The organism is Salmonella sp. NW177 (assembly GCF_051811585.1).
Lineage (GTDB): Bacteria > Pseudomonadota > Gammaproteobacteria > Enterobacterales > Enterobacteriaceae > Salmonella > Salmonella enterica.
In genome coordinates this window covers 48,918-65,156 of record NZ_JAMMZV010000010.1, presented here as the reverse complement: position 1 = coordinate 65,156, position 16,239 = coordinate 48,918, and the positions used below count along the sequence as shown (strand labels likewise).

Here is a 16,239-nt window from a genome sequence, read left to right as displayed (position 1 = left end):
AGCAGTTGGTTCATTATAGTTAATTAAATGATATTGAAAATGATTATCAATGCCGTACTTTTTCCAGGGTTATAAACGTTACGGCATCCGCTGAAAAAAACCGTTTTTTACGCGTCCAACCGAAACCGTCTGTTGATGAATTCCTGGAAATCATGAAATGTGAAACAGGGTTTCAAAATCTTTCTTTTGGTGCCAATTTTTGTCAGCGGTGGCAAAATCAAGAAGGTTATAATTTCACCATGCAATTACATTCCCGGTAAATTATTACAATTGCGAGGGAATCATGAAGCAACCTGGTTTTATACGTCTGGCTACGTTGGCCTTACTCTCCACACTTTCTTTCTTCTCCCACGGCGAAACCATTTTGCGCCTGGCCTACGCTGAAAATAGCCAGCCGGTAAAAGATGCGTTGCACTTCCTGGGGCAGCAAGTTGAAGAGAAAACGGGCGGCGATATCAAAGTACAGTACTTCCCGGACGGACAGCTTGGCGGCGAGCGCGAACTGGTGGAGTTGACGCAGGTCGGCGTCGTCGACATCACTAAAGTGTCGTCCGGGCTGATGGAGAGTTTTTCGCCTGAGTACGGCGTGTTCTCACTTCCCTACCTGTTTGCCACCGTCGATGAATACTACCGCGTAATGGATAACCCACAGGTGATGGAGCCTGTTTATCAGTCCACCGCCGCACAGGGGTTTGTCGGCGTAGGCTGGTATGATTCCGGCGCGCGTAATTTTTATATGAGCAAAGCGCCGGTTAAACGCATTGAGGATTTACGCGGGAAGAAGATCCGCGTCATGCAGAGTGAGACGGCGATCCAAACCCTCAAACTGCTGGGCGCTTCGCCCATCGCCATGAGCCAGGCGGAGGTCTATACCTCGTTACAACAAGGCATTCTCGACGGCGCGGAAAACAATGAGTTCGCTCTCACCATCGCCCGCCACGGCGAAGTCGCCCGTTATTACACCTACGATATGCACACCCGCATTCCCGATATCCTGCTAATGAGTACCCTCACGCTGGAAAAGCTGACGCCGGAACAGCAGCGCATCGTCGAAGCCGCCATCAAGGCGTCGATCGAATTTGAGAAAGCCGCATGGGACAAGGAAATAGAGAAAACCAGGCTGGCGGCGGTAAAAGATTTCAACGTTGAATTCTACGAGATCGACAAAAAACCCTTCCAGAAGGCAGTACAGCCTATTTACGACGGTCTGAAAAACAAACCGCGGCTTTACGGGCTGTATCAACGTATCCAGACAGCAAAAAATTAATCTAATCAGGAAATTAAGATGAACACATTCAGAAAAGGACTTGATTTATTGCTGGGCGCTATCTGTTGCCTGGTGCTGGCGATAATGGTTGGCATCGCCTGCTGGCAGGTGGTGAGCCGCTACATTCTGGGCGTTCCCAGCACCCTTACCGAAGAGATGCTGCGATTTCTCCTGGTGTGGGTATCAATGCTGGGCATGGCTTTTGTCGCCGGTCAGAAACAGCATATCAGCCTGACTCTCTTACTGGATAAGGTGTCGCCGACGATTCGCGGCTGGTGGGATATTATTCTGCAGGTCATTTTTATCGCGTTTTCCATTTGGGTATTGATTATCGGCGGCTTAAAGATTTCTGCGATTTCTATGCTGCAAATCTCCCCTGCGCTGGGCATTCCGATGGGAAAAATTTATTACGCGCTCCCCTGCGCGGGCGTACTGATCATCCTCTATGGGCTGCTGAATATCGTTGACGCCCTGAAAGCTATCCATTCCGCCACGGATACCACTGAGCACACTCTGGAGAAATCACATGATTGACCCTATTTTTGCGTCCTGTACGCTAATTGCCGTCTTTGTTGTTTTACTGGCCATGGGCGCGCCTATCGGGATCTGCATCGTTATCGCCTCTTTCAGCACCATGATGCTGGTACTGCCTTTCGATATTTCGATGTTCGCCACCGCGCAAAAAATGTTCTCCAGCCTGGACAGTTTTGCCTTGCTGGCCGTGCCGTTCTTCGTTTTGTCCGGGGTGATCATGAATAGCGGGGGAATTGCCGCCCGGCTGGTCAATTTTGCCAAACTGTTTACTGGCAAACTGCCCGGCTCGCTCTCTTATACCAACATCGTCGGCAATATGATGTTCGGTGCAATTTCCGGATCGGCGATTGCCGCCTCAACCTCCATCGGCGGCGTGATGGTGCCGATGAGCGCGCGCGAAGGTTACGATCGCGGCTTTGCGGCCGCGGTGAATATCGCCTCCGCGCCGACGGGAATGTTAATTCCGCCCACCACGGCTTTTATCCTTTATGCGCTGGCAAGCGGGGGAACATCGATTGCCGCTCTGTTCGCCGGCGGTCTGGTCGCGGGAGTGCTGTGGGGCGTTGGCTGTATGCTGGTCACGCTGGTGGTCGCTAAGCGTCGAAATTATCGGGTTTTCTTCACCGTCCAAAAAGGCATGGCGCTAAAAGTTGCCGTTGAGGCCATTCCCAGCCTGCTGCTGATCGTGATTATCGTCGGCGGCATTGTGCAGGGGATTTTCACCGCCATTGAAGCCTCCGCGATTGCCGTGGTGTATACGTTATTGCTGACGATGGTGTTTTACCGCACGCTGAAAATTAAGGATTTGCCTTCGATTTTGCTCCAGACAGTGGTAATGACCGGGGTCATCATGTTCCTGCTGGCAACCTCTTCGGCGATGTCCTTCTCGATGTCGATCACCAATATTCCTGCGGCGCTGAGCGATATGATCCTCGGTATTTCCGCCAATAAACTGGTTATCCTGTTAGTCATTACCGTCTTTTTGTTGATTATCGGCGCATTTATGGATATTGGTCCGGCCATTCTGATTTTTACCCCGATTCTGCTGCCGATCATGGCTAAACTGGGCGTCGATCCGGTGCATTTCGGCATTATCATGATCTATAACCTGGCGATTGGCACCATTACGCCGCCAGTTGGCAGTGGTTTATATGTCGGGGCGAGCGTCGGTAAGGTCAAAGTTGAGGAAGTGATTAAACCGTTGCTGCCTTTTTACGGCGCGATTATCGGCGTTCTGTTATTAATTACCTACATTCCGGAAATCACACTGTTCTTACCCCGTCTACTGGGCATCATGTAAGCGCATAGTTTCCTGCATATCTCGTTGCCGGATGGCGATTCGCGTCTTATCCGGCCAACGCACGATAATAATTATCCGCAGGTCATCACCAGGTAAAAAAAACCGGCTACCTATAAAGTAGCCGGAAAAGGGAATAAATAATAAACAGGGATAATGATTAGAATGTGTAGCCTATACCCACGCGGAAACGGGTTTGTCTTTCATCGCTGTTGCTATTGACGGAAACATTACCTACCTCAACGAATGGCGACCATTGATCAATAATATAGGCAGTTCTGAAGTTATATTCATAGTTATCTTTGCCGCCATCGTAAAGATCATATTTATCAGCTTTCTTATAAATTCCTTCGATTGTCCAGTCAAAGTTGTTCCATTTATAACCCGCCCAGACATCCATACGATTGATGGTATCATCATCACGGATATCAGAAGAACGGCGTACATATTCAAAACGATAGCGCGCACCAACCCACCAGCTTTCATTTAATGTCCACGTCGCGCGGAAGTAAGGCTTATAGGTAGAGTAACCGTTGCCTGTTTCCAGCACGAAACCCGGTTGCCAGGCGACATCACCGGTTTTAAATTGGTAGCTTATCGTATATTCGTTGCCCTGTGTTTCCAGGTCATTAAACGCTTTATTGGTGTCATCCCCGCCTGATTTTGAGATAGCTTCTATCGCAAAACCAACACCATTCGCAAACCGATGAGAAATATACGCACGGTCATAGTTAGCTTTACTGTCATCAAGATATTCATGACGAACATCGACATATACTGCATGCGCATTTGTTACAACAAGAGGTAATAGTAAGAAAAGAGATTTTCTCATAACAGAATCCATTTAATTTAAAATTAAAACGTTGTTTCATGTCAGACCATTACAACCATAATACGCAATGTGAATGGCGACAATATAGACAAAGATCTTTAATTTAAAATTGGGATAATGTTCAAAAAGCAAAATAAAATAAATGAAATTTATATTCGTAATATAAAATAAAAATCAAAACACCATCAACAACGCCAATATAGGGATTTCCTTATATTTATATTTCATTGATTCCTAACGTTAATTTCAATATATTTAAATTGTAAATACAAATAAAACAACTAAATAATTACTGTATAACTACCCTTTTATCAAACGGTAAGTCAGACTATTCCCATTATGTGAACTCACGCAGCGTTTTCTTTGCATTGTTGCCAGCTAAGTCGTTTCGTGTCGTTATGATGAAGGTATTTTAGAAAACAAATATTACCCACTGATTTAAATAACATCCAGACGGTCACGATGCGCTCCGACTTTTTTAAAACGTGAAGTTAATCACTTCATTAACGTGCTGATTGCCAGAATACACCCAACGGCGGCAATCGTTATAAGGTTACCAGGCTGCGTAATTTTTAAACTCATACAAACGGAAGGGGTATCCCGTCCATAAAAAATAATGAGGAACATGTCATGAGTAACGCGATTACGATGGGTATTTTCTGGCATTTAATAGGTGCGGCCAGTGCAGCCTGCTTCTATGCCCCGTTCAAGCAAGTGAAACAGTGGTCATGGGAAACCATGTGGTCAGTGGGTGGCATTGTCTCATGGCTTATTCTGCCGTGGACAATTAGCGCTCTGTTACTGCCTGATTTCTGGGCCTATTATGGACAGTTTAACCTCTCCACCCTTTTACCGGTTTTTCTGTTCGGCGCCATGTGGGGCATCGGCAATATTAATTACGGTCTGACCATGCGTTATCTCGGGATGTCGATGGGTATCGGCATCGCTATCGGCATTACGCTTATCGTCGGCACGCTGATGACGCCTATCATCAACGGTAACTTCGATGTGTTAATCCATACCGAAGGGGGACGCATGACGCTACTTGGCGTTTTTGTCGCGCTGATCGGCGTCGGGATTGTGACGCGCGCCGGACAGTTAAAAGAACGCAAAATGGGCATTAAAGCGGAGGAGTTCAATCTGAAGAAAGGGCTTCTGCTGGCAGTGATGTGCGGTATTTTCTCGGCGGGGATGTCTTTTGCCATGAACGCCGCGAAACCGATGCATGAAGCTGCTGCCGCGCTTGGCGTTGACCCGCTCTATGTCGCGCTGCCGAGTTACGTGGTGATTATGGGCGGCGGCGCGCTGGTGAACCTCGGTTTCTGTTTTATCCGCCTGGCAAAAGTGCCAAATCTGTCGATAAAAGCCGACTTCTCGCTGGCAAGACCGTTGATTATCAGCAATATTCTGCTGTCCGCGCTTGGCGGTCTGATGTGGTATTTACAGTTCTTTTTCTATGCCTGGGGTCACGCGCGCATTCCCGCGCAATATGACTACATGAGCTGGATGCTGCACATGAGCTTCTATGTGCTGTGCGGGGGGCTTGTCGGTCTGGTGCTAAAAGAGTGGAAAAATGCTGGCCGCCGTCCCGTTGCCGTATTAAGCCTCGGCTGCGTGGTAATTATTATCGCGGCAAATATTGTCGGTTTAGGCATGGCCAGTTAATCGCTTTGATTACTGAGATGACGCCATTGGCTCGGCGTCATCCCGGTTTCCCGCGTGAACACCACTGAAAAATAATTACTATCTTCAAAACCGCACTGCATCGAAATCTCGCTAATCATCAGCGGGCTATGCTGAAGCAGATACTGCGCGTGGCAAATACGGACCTGGCGTAAATATTGATTAATCGTCATCCCGGTTTGGGCGCGAAACTGCTGCCGCAGCACCCGTTCGCTGCATTGTTCCTGCTGGCAAAACGCATCCAGCGCAAAGGGACACTCAAGACTATTAGCCAAAGCGGTAATTAATTTATCCAACAGGGTTTCTCGGGAGGTTGCCGGAAGATCGTCGGTCGCGTAGCGATGCCGTTTTAACGTCATCACCAGTTGACCAAACAGCAATTCCGCCATCTCATTCGCCAGCGGATCGCGTCCATTACTCTCATGTTCAAGCTGGTTAATGACCTGCCGCGCCTGATTCATTCCCATACTGCCCAGCCGCCAGTGAGGATGCCACTGCGCTCCCTGAAAGCCGGGAATCATCGCCTGCCAGTTTACATTGAGTTTCAAACGCTCCGGGCAGTAAATGATATTTTGCAGCACCAGATCGTTAACGGAGGTATAGGAGTGTTTGTCTTCAGCACGAATGTAAAACAGATCGCCGCGGGTAATTCTGTATGGGCGCTCATTAAGAACGTGTAGGCCATTGCCCCGCCAGACCATCACCAGTTCACAAAACTCATGCGTATGTTCCGCAAAAACATCCTGTGGATAGCGATCGGCAACCGTAACGGCCTGCTGCTCATCAGTAAAAAAATCTTTTTTCAAAAGGATTAACTGATTTGCCACCGCAGCACCTCATGTTGAATGCTTGCCGGATGGCGCTACGCTTATTCTGTCTACCGCTCGCCGCCGTAGGCCAGGTAAGGCGCAGCCGCCATCCGGTATTAAAGGGTATAATTATCAGCATATTGGCGACGAAAAACGTTGATAGCGTTCGCGTTACTGGATCATCGCATCGCGTCCCTGACGGATATCCCGCGGCGACCAGTTAAATTCTCGGCGAAACAGAGTCGAAAAGTGGTTACTGTCGCCAAAACCGCAGCGGTACGCGATTTCTGTTACGCTATGATCGCTATGGCGCAATAAATGCCGGGCTTTGATCAAACGCAGGCGATTAAGGTAACGTTGCGGCGTCAGCCCGGTATGCTGTTTAAGCTGACGATGCAGCGTGCGTAGCGACAGCGAAAACTGTTCAGCTACCGCCTCCCAGCAGACCTCCTCCGCAAAATGGTCTTCCAGCCATGCCATCAGTTGGTTGAGTTTGGCGTCGTTATTGGTCGCGCCTTCCATCAGGCTACTGCGGCGTAACAACACCAGTAGTTGCATAAACAAAATTTCGCGATTCGCCACGGCAGGCGCATCCATGCCGTCTCCGGCGCGCTCCATCAGACCGACCAACTGGCGCACCTGCTGCAACACACTCTGATTCACCCGCCAGTGAGAAGGATAGTAACCATCCTGCTCCTGCGGCAGCAATTGATCCAACCCCGCCAGGAACTGGAAGGCGTCCGGTGAACGCCACAGTACATTCGTCAGGCATAGGTTGTCGGTATGTTCATATAAATGCCGGTCGTGATCGCGAACAAAACACACGGTACCGCCGCTGATGGTATACGGCTGCCCGTTGAATACATGAATGCCCGTACCGTGTTCCACAATCACGATTTCATGAAAATCATGATGATGTTCAGGGAAAGCGGCTTGCGGCAGACGAGGTTCAATCGCCACGGGCGCTTTACCTGATGGAAAAAAATCCACGCTATGCAGTACGGTCATGGTTGCTTCCTCCTGAATTCAACATGTCCGAATAGTAATTAAGGGTTATCGGCCTCACCTTAAATTTTTGACGCTAAAGCGCGCAAACATGGTCTTTTTTTCAAGAAAAGGCGGGAAAAAGCGGGAAATGCGGACGACATCACACCGGCCTATTAGTAGAAACTGTGAACGCTATCACGTTCATCTTTGCCTTGTTGCCAGCGGCTCATTTTCCTGTCAGTAACGAGAAGGTAGGTTTTTGAGGGCTTTTTTAGACTGTGCGCAATGACTCTAAGAAGGACCTGATTATGACTTTTCGCCATTGTGTCGCGGTTGATCTCGGCGCATCCAGCGGGCGCGTGATGCTGGCGCGTTACGACAGCAAACACCGTACCCTGACGCTACGTGAAATTCACCGTTTTGTGAACTGCCTACAAAAAACAGACGGGTTTGACACCTGGGACATCGACAGTCTGGAAAAGGATATCCGTCTTGGTCTGAAGAAAGTCTGCAATGAAGGCATTCTTATCGACAGCATCGGCATCGACACCTGGGGCGTCGATTATGTCCTGCTGGATAAACAAGGTCAGCGTGTCGGCCTGCCGGTCTCCTACCGCGATAACCGTACCACGGGCATCATGCCGCAAGCGCTGGTCCAGATCGGCAAAAGCGAAATCTATCGCCGCAGCGGGATTCAGTTTCTGCCGTTTAACACCATCTATCAGCTACGCGCGCTGACGAAACAACAGCCTGAGTTAACGGCGCAGGTCGCTCATGCGCTGCTGATGCCCGATTATTTCAGCTACCGCCTGACCGGTGAAATGAACTGGGAATACACCAACGCCACGACCACCCAGTTGGTCAATATCAATACCGATGACTGGGACGATACCCTGCTGGCGTGGACCGGCGCGAAAAAGAGCTGGTTCGGTCGCCCCTCGCACCCTGGCAATGTTATCGGCGACTGGATTTGCCCGCAGGGCAACCGTATTCCGGTGGTAGCCGTCGCCAGCCACGATACCGCCAGCGCCGTTATTGCCTCTCCGCTGGCAAATAAACATAGCGCTTACCTGTCTTCAGGCACCTGGTCGCTGATGGGTTTTGAAAGCAAAATGCCCTACACCACTGACGAGGCGCTGGCTGCCAATATCACCAACGAAGGCGGCGCGGAAGGGCGTTATCGGGTACTGAAAAACATTATGGGTTTGTGGCTGCTCCAGCGCGTGCTGAAAGAACGGCACATTACCGATCTGCCTGCGCTGATCGCCCAAACAGAAGCGCTGCCGGCCTGCCGTTTCCTGATTAACCCGAATGACGATCGCTTTATCAATCCTGACGATATGCGCGCTGAAATCCAGGCCGCCTGTCGCGAGACCGACCAGCCCGTTCCCGTCAGCGATGCCGAACTGGCGCGCTGCATTTTCGACAGTCTGGCGCTGTTGTATGCCGACATTCTGCACGAACTGGCAAATCTGCGCGGCGAAAAATTTACCCAACTGCATATTGTCGGCGGCGGATGCCAAAACGCGCTCCTCAACCAGTTGTGCGCCGATGCATGTGGTATTCGCGTGATGGCCGGGCCGGTTGAAGCCTCCACCCTTGGCAATATTGGTATTCAGCTTATGACCCTCGACGAATTAAACAACGTCGATGACTTCCGTCAGGTCGTCAGCGCTAACTACGACCTGACAACCTATATCCCTAATCCTGATAGTGAAATTGCCCGCCACGTTGCGCAGTTTCAACCCAAACGACAGACAAAGGAGCTTTGCGCATGACCACTCAACTGGAACAAGCCTGGGAACTGGCAAAACAACGTTTCGCCGCAGTAGGTATTGATGTCGAGGAGGCGCTGCGCCAGCTCGATCGCCTGCCGGTTTCCATGCACTGCTGGCAGGGCGACGATGTTGCCGGATTCGAGAACCCGGAAGGTTCGTTGACGGGCGGAATTCAGTCGACCGGCAACTATCCGGGCAAAGCGCGTAACGCCACCGAACTGCGCGCCGATCTGGAACAGGCGCTGCGTCTGATCCCAGGACCAAAACGGCTGAACCTGCACGCCATTTACCTTGAGTCGGATACGCCGGTTGCCCGCGACCAGATCAAACCGGAGCATTTTAAAAACTGGGTGGAGTGGGCGAAAGCGAACCGGCTGGGGCTGGATTTCAACCCCACCTGTTTTTCTCATCCACTGAGCGCTGACGGTTTTACCCTCTCTCATCCAGACGCGAAAATTCGCCAGTTCTGGATCGATCACTGCAAAGCCAGCCGCCGCGTCTCGGCATACTTTGGTGAGCAGCTCGGTACGCCGTCGGTGATGAACATCTGGATCCCGGACGGCATGAAAGACATTACCGTCGACCGTTTAGCCCCGCGCCAGCGCCTGCTGGAAGCGCTGGATGAGGTCATTAGCGAGAAATTCGACCCGGCGCACCACATCGACGCCGTCGAAAGCAAACTGTTTGGCATCGGCGCGGAAAGCTACACCGTCGGCTCCAATGAGTTCTACATGGGCTACGCCACCAGCCGTCAGACCGCGCTGTGCCTGGATGCGGGCCACTTCCATCCCACTGAAGTGATTTCCGACAAAATTTCCGCCGCCATGCTCTATGTGCCACGGCTGCTGCTGCACGTCAGCCGCCCGGTACGCTGGGATAGCGACCACGTGGTGCTCCTGGACGATGAAACCCAGGCAATTGCCAGCGAGATCGTCCGTCATAACCTGTTCGACCGTGTGCATATCGGTCTGGATTTCTTCGACGCCTCTATCAACCGTGTCGCCGCGTGGGTTATCGGTACCCGCAACATGAAAAAAGCGCTGCTGCGCGCTCTGCTGGAACCCACAGATCAACTGCGTCAGCTTGAAGCCAGCGGCGATTACACCGCGCGTCTGGCGCTGCTGGAAGAGCAAAAATCTCTGCCGTGGCAGGCCGTCTGGGAAATGTATTGCCAGCGTCACGACACGCCGGCTGGCAGCCAGTGGCTGGACAGCGTTCGCGCCTACGAAAAAGAGATCCTGAGCAAACGTAGCTGACAGCGACACCTGATCTGTAGGCCGGATAAGACGCCCGCGTCACCATCCGGCAATAAATGAAACACGATTGCCGGATGGCACTGCGCTTATCCGGCCTACGTAAGACCCGAATAACCTTCGGGCAATGAATGGGAACACGAACATGCAAAATATTACCGATTCCTGGTTTGTCCAGGGCATGATTAAAGCCACGTCTGATGCGTGGCTGAAAGGGTGGGACGAACGTAATGGCGGTAACCTGACGCTGCGTCTGGATGAAGCCGATATCGCACCGTTTGCAGCTAATTTCCACGAAAAACCGCGCTACATCGCGCTAAGTCAACCCATGCCGCTGCTGGCGAACACGCCGTTTATCGTTACCGGTTCCGGCAAATTCTTTCGCAACGTGCAGCTCGATCCGGCAGCCAATTTAGGCGTGGTCAAAATCGACAGCGACGGCGCAGGCTACCACATTCTGTGGGGCTTAACCCACGACGCGGTACCCACCTCTGAACTCCCGGCGCATTTCCTCTCCCACTGCGAACGCATCAAAGCCACCCACGGCAAAGACCGCGTCATTATGCATTGCCATGCGACTAACCTGATCGCCCTCACCTACGTACTGGAAAACAACACTGCGCTGATCACCCGCAAACTGTGGGAAGGCAGCACCGAATGTCTGGTGGTATTCCCGGACGGTGTCGGCATTCTGCCGTGGATGGTGCCAGGCACCGATGAAATCGGCCAGGCCACCGCGCAAGAAATGCAGAAACATTCGCTGGTGCTGTGGCCGTTCCACGGCGTGTTCGGAAGCGGACCTACGCTGGATGAAACCTTCGGTTTGATAGATACCGCAGAGAAATCCGCTGAGGTATTAGTCAAAATCTATTCGATGGGCGGTATGAAGCAGACCATCACGCGCGAAGAACTGGTCGCACTCGGCAAACGTTTTGGCGTGACACCGCTGGCCAGCGCCGTAGCGCTGTACTGATACCTCCCAACTCAACGCCGGATGCGGCTTTGCCTTATCCGGCCTACAGGACGGTGCGCATTTTACCGTAGGCCCGATAAGCGTAGCGCCATCGGGCAACAGGGAATTTTTTTAAGGAGAATAGTGATGAGCTTTATGTTGGCACTGCCAAAAATTAGCCTGCATGGCGCTGGAGCGATTGCCGATATGGTGAACCTCGTGGCGAATAAGCAATGGGGCAAAGCGCTGATCGTTACCGATGGTCAACTGGTAAAGCTGGGCCTGCTGGATAGCCTGTTTAGCGCACTGGATGAACATCAAATGTCTTACCACCTGTTTGATGAGGTGTTCCCAAACCCGACAGAAGAGCTGGTGCAGAAAGGTTTTGCGGCGTATCAGAGCGCAGAATGTGACTACATTATCGCCTTCGGCGGCGGCAGCCCGATCGATACCGCTAAAGCGGTGAAAATTCTGACCGCCAACCCAGGCCCATCTACCGCCTACTCCGGCGTCGGCAAAGTGAAAAACGCCGGCGTACCGCTGGTAGCGATTAATACTACGGCAGGTACCGCGGCAGAGATGACCAGCAACGCGGTGATTATCGACTCTGCCCGAAAGGTCAAAGAGGTGATCATCGACCCGAATATCATCCCGGATATTGCCGTGGATGACGCCAGCGTTATGCTGGAAATCCCGGCTTCTGTGACCGCCGCAACCGGCATGGATGCCCTGACCCATGCGGTGGAAGCCTATGTCTCCGTTGGCGCGCATCCGCTCACCGACGCTAACGCGCTGGAAGCGATTCGCTTAATCAATGTGTGGCTACCGAAAGCGGTTGACGATGGTCATAACCTCGAAGCCCGTGAGCAAATGGCATTCGGCCAGTACCTGGCAGGTATGGCGTTCAACAGCGCCGGTTTGGGTCTGGTTCACGCGCTGGCGCACCAGCCGGGCGCAACCCACAACCTGCCGCACGGCGTCTGCAACGCTATCCTGCTGCCAATTGTCGAGAACTTTAACCGTCCGAACGCCGTCGCGCGTTTTGCCCGCATCGCACAGGCGATGGGCGTGGAGACGCGCGGTATGTCTGACGAAGTCGCAAGTCAGGAAGCGATTAACGCTATCCGTACGCTGAGCAAACGCGTCGGCATTCCAGAAGGTTTCAGCAAGCTGGGCGTCACAAAAGAAGATATCGAAGGCTGGCTGGATAAAGCCCTCGCCGACCCGTGCGCGCCGTGTAACCCGCGCACCGCCAGCCGCGATGAAGTTCGCGAGCTGTACCTGGAGGCGTTATGATCCGCAAAGCCTTTGTGATGCAGGTAAATGCCGACGCGCACGAGGAGTATCAGCGTCGTCATAACCCAATCTGGCCGGAGCTGGAAGCCGTATTAAAATCTCACGGCGCGCATCACTACGCGATTTATCTCGATCAGGAGCGCAATCTGCTGTTCGCCACCGTTGAGATTGAATCCGAGGAGCGCTGGAACGCCGTTGCCAGCACCGACGTTTGCCAGCGTTGGTGGAAACATATGCGTGACGTTATGCCCGCGAATCCGGATAACAGCCCGGTCAGCGCAGAGCTAAAAGAGGTGTTCTATCTGCAGTAAGTCGTGTGCCCGGTGGCGCAAGCTTACCGGGCCTACGGTTTTATTTTTTGTCGGCCGGATAAGGCGGTTACGCCGCCATCCGGCAATTTCAATTCTGCTCCGCTACCAGGATAGCCTGTGTATCCGGTTCCAGCGCTTTAAAGATATGCGCCTGGTCGCCGGGATAACAAATGTAATCGCCCTCCGCCAGCTCTTCCGGCGCCTCGGTTAAGCCGACGAGGGCTTTTCCCTGCGTAACAATAATATGTTCCACCGACCCCGGCGGATGCGGGTGAGAGATCCGGTCGGCCCCCGGCTGCGTCAACAGCAGATAGATATCACGCCGCGCGCCGGGCGGACACGCCGCCAGTAATATCGCCTGATAATGCGCCTGCTCCGCCACGACTTTGGTGCCCTCTCCGCGGCGAATCACCTGCGTTTTTTGTACCTGCGGCTCCAGCAGCCTGGCAAAGGGAATGTCGAGCGCGACGCATAGCGACCATAACGTCTCCAGGCTGGGGTTGCCGTTCCCTGCTTCCAGTTGTGAAAGCGTAGATTTAGCGATGCCTGCGCGCCGCGCAATCTCCGCCAGCGACAGTCCGGTTCGCTGGCGTTCGCGTACCAGACTTCTGGCAATGACGCTAATAGGTTGTGTCATAAAGCATCCAACGTTCACTATAACGAACGAAATGTTCGTCTTGTAAAGCAAATCTGTTCCGTTCATTATAATGAAAATTCGTTCGATATGACTAAAGAAGATGAAACACTATTTTTCCTGTCTCAAGGGAGACACGATAAAAGCGATATTTTTAGTGTGCCTGGCCGTGGGCGTCGTCGGCATGTCCTATGGCTCACTGGCGATGGCCTACGGTTTCCCACTGTGGGTGCCGTTTGTCCTCTCTATTTTTGTACTGGCGGGCGCGTCCGAATTTATGTTTATCGGCATTGTTGCCAGCGGCGGCAATCCGTTAGCGGCAGCGGCGGCAGGACTGCTGGTGAATGCGCGCCACGTGCCGTTTGGCGTAACGGTGCGCGATTTGGTTGGCACCCGCGCCGCCAGCTTTTTCGGCTGCCATATTATGAATGATGAGAGCGTGGTGTTCGGCCTGTCGCAAAAAACACCCGAACAACGTAAAGCCGCCTACTGGCTATGCGGTCTGGGCGTCGCCCTATTCTGGCCGATTGGCACACTGATTGGCGCAGGTGTCGGCAAACTGCTCCCGGCCCCAGAAACCATCGGTCTGGATGCCGTATTCCCGGCAATCTTACTGGCGCTGGTGATCCCGGCGTTTAAAAACCGCACCACATTGATTCGTGGTTGCAGCGGCGCCGCGCTGTCGCTTGCCGCCGTTCCCTTTGTGGCTGCCGGATTGCCGGTGTTGCTTTCGCTGCTTGGCCTACTGGCGAGGAAAAAATAATGGGCAATATGACGCTATTTATTATCGGTATTGCTCTTTTATCTGCGGGGACCTATTTGATGCGCCTCGGCGGCGCGAAACTTGGCAGCCGTCTGGCGCTGTCTGAGCGTTCACAGGCGCTGCTCTCGGATGCGGCAACGGTGCTGCTATTCTCCGTCGCGCTGGCGACCACCTTTTACGAAGGCGAACATTTTGCCGGAATGGCGCGCGTTCTTGGGGTTGGCTTCGCCGTATTTTTAGCCTGGCGTAAAATGCCGCTTATTGTGGTGATTATCGCCGCTGCGGTAGTGACCGCGTTATTACGAATGGCGGGTATTAATTAACGTCTTACAGAACAGTTGGACGTGACACCCTATAAGTGATGAAGGCTGGGCCGCCCTATGCTGAAGTGGCTCAGAATTTTCGCATCAGGCGGGATAAATGCTTTCCATATAAATGCCGATCCTCAATTACACTACCAGTACCTTCCAGCGTGACGTCAACATCTTATGATAGCTTCAGATTACTGGTTTTTCTAATAGCTCTCTTTAGTTAATGTTTACGTCAGCTATTTTTACGGATATTGCCTGATGAAGAATACATAAACGAAAAAAGCGCCTGATCGGCGCTTTTTATTGGCGTTATAGCGTAATTTTATAGGCGCTTGCGCCAGCCTGCACGCAGTTAATGCGCCATCACTCAACGCAGGCGGTTATAATCATCCACCATCTCGTTATAACTTCTCAACGACGCCGGATAAGAATCCGCAACCATCCATCCTGTTGCAGGGTCCTGCACCCGTTTCTTTTCAAAATCAGAATACTCAACATTGTCTCTGATGCGACGAATATATTTTTTAGCTTGTAGCTGATAATCAGCCGCAGAGCTGATGAAAGAAGAATTACGGCCATCAGTATTCACTTCTTTCAATTGCGCAATCATTGTTTCCAGTTCCGCGACTTTTTTCATCATCGCTTCGGCATCAAAGGTATCGGCAGAAATAACCTTGTTGATCTGCTTTGCCGAGATCATGACAGCCAGAGAATAATAGTTAAATGTTTTACCTTCCGCTTCTTCTATTCTCTTCAACTGTGTCAATTGCCGCCTGTCATTTATCTCCTGAATAGCCTCATGATATTTTTCCGAGACGGGTTTAAAATCCTCGATATTCTTCAGTAATGTCTGATGCAGCGCCTTACCTTTAGCAAAGGCATCATCTTTATAGTTTTCCTGGGTATAATATTTTTCCATTTCGTTAATGGTATTACCCAGCGCGGCGGCGCTATCAATATAGCTAACGGCAACGCCATCAATAGGCTCAAGTAATGGCGTTAAGGCGGCCACCTGTTTCATCTCTTTCTGGCAATTCGTTATGTAAGACTCCGTAATACCATAAATGCCATAAACCAGGCTCTCTTTCCCTGTCGGACCTTTTTTAAAGTCTTTCACCCAATCCGCGTAACGCGCCAGACTGCGCTGAACGGGCAATTGAAGTTTATTAAAACAATCGATATAGACATCCATTTTTTCACTATAAACTTCTTCAGCGTCAACCTCCGGCTGAGCTGGCGTTTCTGGCTTCGCCGCCGGGGGCTGAGTTGCCGTTTCTGGCTTCGCTGCTGGGGGCTGCGCTGGACTTTCGCCAGATTGCGTTTCCGGCGTCTGAGAAGGCGCTGGCGTCGCAGGCTGACTGCTGGCGGCCGGCGTCGCCTCGGTTTTGACATTATTGTCATCACATCCTGTTGCGCCCAGGGTCATTAGCGCAATGATTATCGCTGAGGATAATAAATTCCTTTTCATTTAATTGCCTTCTGTATATTTACGTTGGGGTTCTCTTATTTTAACGAACACATTGATATTGATA

16 protein-coding genes are annotated in these 16,239 nt (G+C 51.7%); 11 read left to right on the top strand and 5 right to left on the bottom strand.

Going from position 1 to position 16,239, the window contains the following annotated elements:
* Nucleotides 1-283 precede the first annotated feature (283 nt).
* Genes NA986_RS22085 through NA986_RS22075 form a run of 3 tightly spaced genes read left to right on the top strand, consistent with a single transcriptional unit; the run spans nucleotide 284 to nucleotide 3,101 of the window.
* Nucleotides 284-1,267: a TRAP transporter substrate-binding protein gene (locus NA986_RS22085; RefSeq protein WP_000812816.1), complete on the top strand. Its 984-nt coding sequence runs from the start codon at nucleotides 284-286 to the stop codon at nucleotides 1,265-1,267.
* Nucleotides 1,268-1,285: 18 nt separating this feature from the next.
* A complete protein-coding gene (locus NA986_RS22080) occupies nucleotides 1,286-1,801 on the top strand; it encodes a TRAP transporter small permease (protein ID WP_001091413.1) in 516 nt (171 codons plus the stop codon).
* Nucleotides 1,794-3,101: a TRAP transporter large permease gene (locus NA986_RS22075; protein WP_000566800.1), complete on the top strand. Its 1,308-nt coding sequence runs from the start codon at nucleotides 1,794-1,796 to the stop codon at nucleotides 3,099-3,101. Before NA986_RS22080 ends, NA986_RS22075 begins: the two co-directional genes overlap by 8 nt.
* Nucleotides 3,102-3,258: 157 nt before the next feature.
* On the opposite strand, the gene NA986_RS22070 is transcribed toward NA986_RS22075, so the two are convergent.
* A complete protein-coding gene (locus tag NA986_RS22070; protein WP_000378721.1) occupies nucleotides 3,259-3,942 on the bottom strand; it encodes an oligogalacturonate-specific porin KdgM family protein in 684 nt (227 codons plus the stop codon).
* 618 nt (nucleotides 3,943-4,560) lie between these two features.
* Here NA986_RS22070 and rhaT point away from each other — a divergent pair.
* Nucleotides 4,561-5,595, top strand: coding sequence for an L-rhamnose/proton symporter RhaT (gene rhaT / locus NA986_RS22065; RefSeq protein WP_023181427.1), 1,035 nt, complete (start codon nucleotides 4,561-4,563; stop codon nucleotides 5,593-5,595).
* On the opposite strand, the gene rhaR is transcribed toward rhaT, so the two are convergent.
* Together rhaR and rhaS are read right to left on the bottom strand one after the other, a co-directional pair.
* On the bottom strand, nucleotides 5,592-6,440 hold the full coding sequence (gene rhaR / locus NA986_RS22060) for an HTH-type transcriptional activator RhaR (protein ID WP_000013290.1): 849 nt from the start codon (nucleotides 6,438-6,440) through the stop codon (nucleotides 5,592-5,594). The genes rhaT and rhaR overlap by 4 nt on opposite strands.
* 153 nt (nucleotides 6,441-6,593) lie before the next feature.
* Nucleotides 6,594-7,430: an HTH-type transcriptional activator RhaS gene (gene rhaS / locus NA986_RS22055; RefSeq protein ID WP_023216601.1), complete on the bottom strand. Its 837-nt coding sequence runs from the start codon at nucleotides 7,428-7,430 to the stop codon at nucleotides 6,594-6,596.
* Between the two features lie 287 nt (nucleotides 7,431-7,717).
* Here rhaS and rhaB point away from each other — a divergent pair, with 287 nt between their 5' ends.
* From rhaB to rhaM, 5 genes are all read left to right on the top strand, one after another.
* Nucleotides 7,718-9,187, top strand: a complete 1,470-nt coding sequence (gene rhaB, locus NA986_RS22050) for a rhamnulokinase (RefSeq protein WP_023216602.1) — start codon at nucleotides 7,718-7,720, stop codon at nucleotides 9,185-9,187.
* On the top strand, nucleotides 9,184-10,443 hold the full coding sequence (rhaA, locus tag NA986_RS22045; RefSeq protein WP_000211468.1) for an L-rhamnose isomerase: 1,260 nt from the start codon (nucleotides 9,184-9,186) through the stop codon (nucleotides 10,441-10,443). The genes rhaB and rhaA overlap by 4 nt, the downstream gene beginning before the upstream one ends.
* A 142-nt stretch (nucleotides 10,444-10,585) precedes the next feature.
* Nucleotides 10,586-11,413: a rhamnulose-1-phosphate aldolase gene (rhaD, locus tag NA986_RS22040; protein ID WP_001179685.1), complete on the top strand. Its 828-nt coding sequence runs from the start codon at nucleotides 10,586-10,588 to the stop codon at nucleotides 11,411-11,413.
* Nucleotides 11,414-11,539: 126 nt separating this feature from the next.
* A complete protein-coding gene (gene fucO, locus NA986_RS22035; RefSeq protein WP_000009255.1) occupies nucleotides 11,540-12,688 on the top strand; it encodes a lactaldehyde reductase in 1,149 nt (382 codons plus the stop codon).
* Nucleotides 12,685-12,999, top strand: a complete 315-nt coding sequence (rhaM, locus tag NA986_RS22030) for an L-rhamnose mutarotase (RefSeq protein WP_000619478.1) — start codon at nucleotides 12,685-12,687, stop codon at nucleotides 12,997-12,999. The genes fucO and rhaM overlap by 4 nt, the downstream gene beginning before the upstream one ends.
* An 88-nt stretch (nucleotides 13,000-13,087) precedes the next feature.
* Here the strand turns inward: rhaM and NA986_RS22025 are convergent, their stop codons facing one another.
* Nucleotides 13,088-13,636 carry a helix-turn-helix domain-containing protein gene (locus NA986_RS22025; protein ID WP_001517951.1) on the bottom strand — a complete coding sequence of 183 codons (549 nt, stop codon included), beginning with the start codon at nucleotides 13,634-13,636 and terminating at the stop codon, nucleotides 13,088-13,090.
* A gap of 100 nt (nucleotides 13,637-13,736) precedes the next feature.
* On the opposite strand from NA986_RS22025, the gene NA986_RS22020 reads away from it, so the two are divergent.
* Both NA986_RS22020 and NA986_RS22015 read left to right on the top strand, forming a co-directional pair.
* Nucleotides 13,737-14,396, top strand: a complete 660-nt coding sequence (locus tag NA986_RS22020) for an AzlC family ABC transporter permease (protein WP_000683586.1) — start codon at nucleotides 13,737-13,739, stop codon at nucleotides 14,394-14,396.
* A complete protein-coding gene (locus tag NA986_RS22015) occupies nucleotides 14,396-14,719 on the top strand; it encodes an AzlD domain-containing protein (RefSeq protein WP_000527677.1) in 324 nt (107 codons plus the stop codon). Before NA986_RS22020 ends, NA986_RS22015 begins: the two co-directional genes overlap by 1 nt.
* A 355-nt stretch (nucleotides 14,720-15,074) precedes the next feature.
* On the opposite strand, the gene NA986_RS22010 is transcribed toward NA986_RS22015, so the two are convergent.
* Nucleotides 15,075-16,175 carry a YiiG family protein gene (locus NA986_RS22010; protein WP_000828048.1) on the bottom strand — a complete coding sequence of 367 codons (1,101 nt, stop codon included), beginning with the start codon at nucleotides 16,173-16,175 and terminating at the stop codon, nucleotides 15,075-15,077.
* Between the last annotated feature and the right edge of the window lie 64 nt (nucleotides 16,176-16,239).

Excerpts from the sequence above, each read along its gene's own strand:
- NA986_RS22015 (WP_000527677.1), top strand. The coding sequence starts at position 14,396 with ATGGGCAATATGACGCTATTTATTATCGGTATTGCTCTTTTATCTGCG.
- NA986_RS22070 (WP_000378721.1), bottom strand. The coding sequence starts at position 3,942 with ATGGATTCTGTTATGAGAAAATCTCTTTTCTTACTATTACCTCTTGTT.
- NA986_RS22085 (WP_000812816.1), top strand. The coding sequence starts at position 284 with ATGAAGCAACCTGGTTTTATACGTCTGGCTACGTTGGCCTTACTCTCC.
- rhaB (WP_023216602.1), top strand. The coding sequence starts at position 7,718 with ATGACTTTTCGCCATTGTGTCGCGGTTGATCTCGGCGCATCCAGCGGG.
- rhaA (WP_000211468.1), top strand. The coding sequence starts at position 9,184 with ATGACCACTCAACTGGAACAAGCCTGGGAACTGGCAAAACAACGTTTC.
- rhaD (WP_001179685.1), top strand. The coding sequence starts at position 10,586 with ATGCAAAATATTACCGATTCCTGGTTTGTCCAGGGCATGATTAAAGCC.
- NA986_RS22025 (WP_001517951.1), bottom strand. The coding sequence starts at position 13,636 with ATGACACAACCTATTAGCGTCATTGCCAGAAGTCTGGTACGCGAACGC.
- NA986_RS22020 (WP_000683586.1), top strand. The coding sequence starts at position 13,737 with ATGAAACACTATTTTTCCTGTCTCAAGGGAGACACGATAAAAGCGATA.
- NA986_RS22010 (WP_000828048.1), bottom strand. The coding sequence starts at position 16,175 with ATGAAAAGGAATTTATTATCCTCAGCGATAATCATTGCGCTAATGACC.
- NA986_RS22080 (WP_001091413.1), top strand. The coding sequence starts at position 1,286 with ATGAACACATTCAGAAAAGGACTTGATTTATTGCTGGGCGCTATCTGT.
- rhaM (WP_000619478.1), top strand. The coding sequence starts at position 12,685 with ATGATCCGCAAAGCCTTTGTGATGCAGGTAAATGCCGACGCGCACGAG.
- rhaT (WP_023181427.1), top strand. The coding sequence starts at position 4,561 with ATGAGTAACGCGATTACGATGGGTATTTTCTGGCATTTAATAGGTGCG.
- fucO (WP_000009255.1), top strand. The coding sequence starts at position 11,540 with ATGAGCTTTATGTTGGCACTGCCAAAAATTAGCCTGCATGGCGCTGGA.
- rhaS (WP_023216601.1), bottom strand. The coding sequence starts at position 7,430 with ATGACCGTACTGCATAGCGTGGATTTTTTTCCATCAGGTAAAGCGCCC.
- NA986_RS22075 (WP_000566800.1), top strand. The coding sequence starts at position 1,794 with ATGATTGACCCTATTTTTGCGTCCTGTACGCTAATTGCCGTCTTTGTT.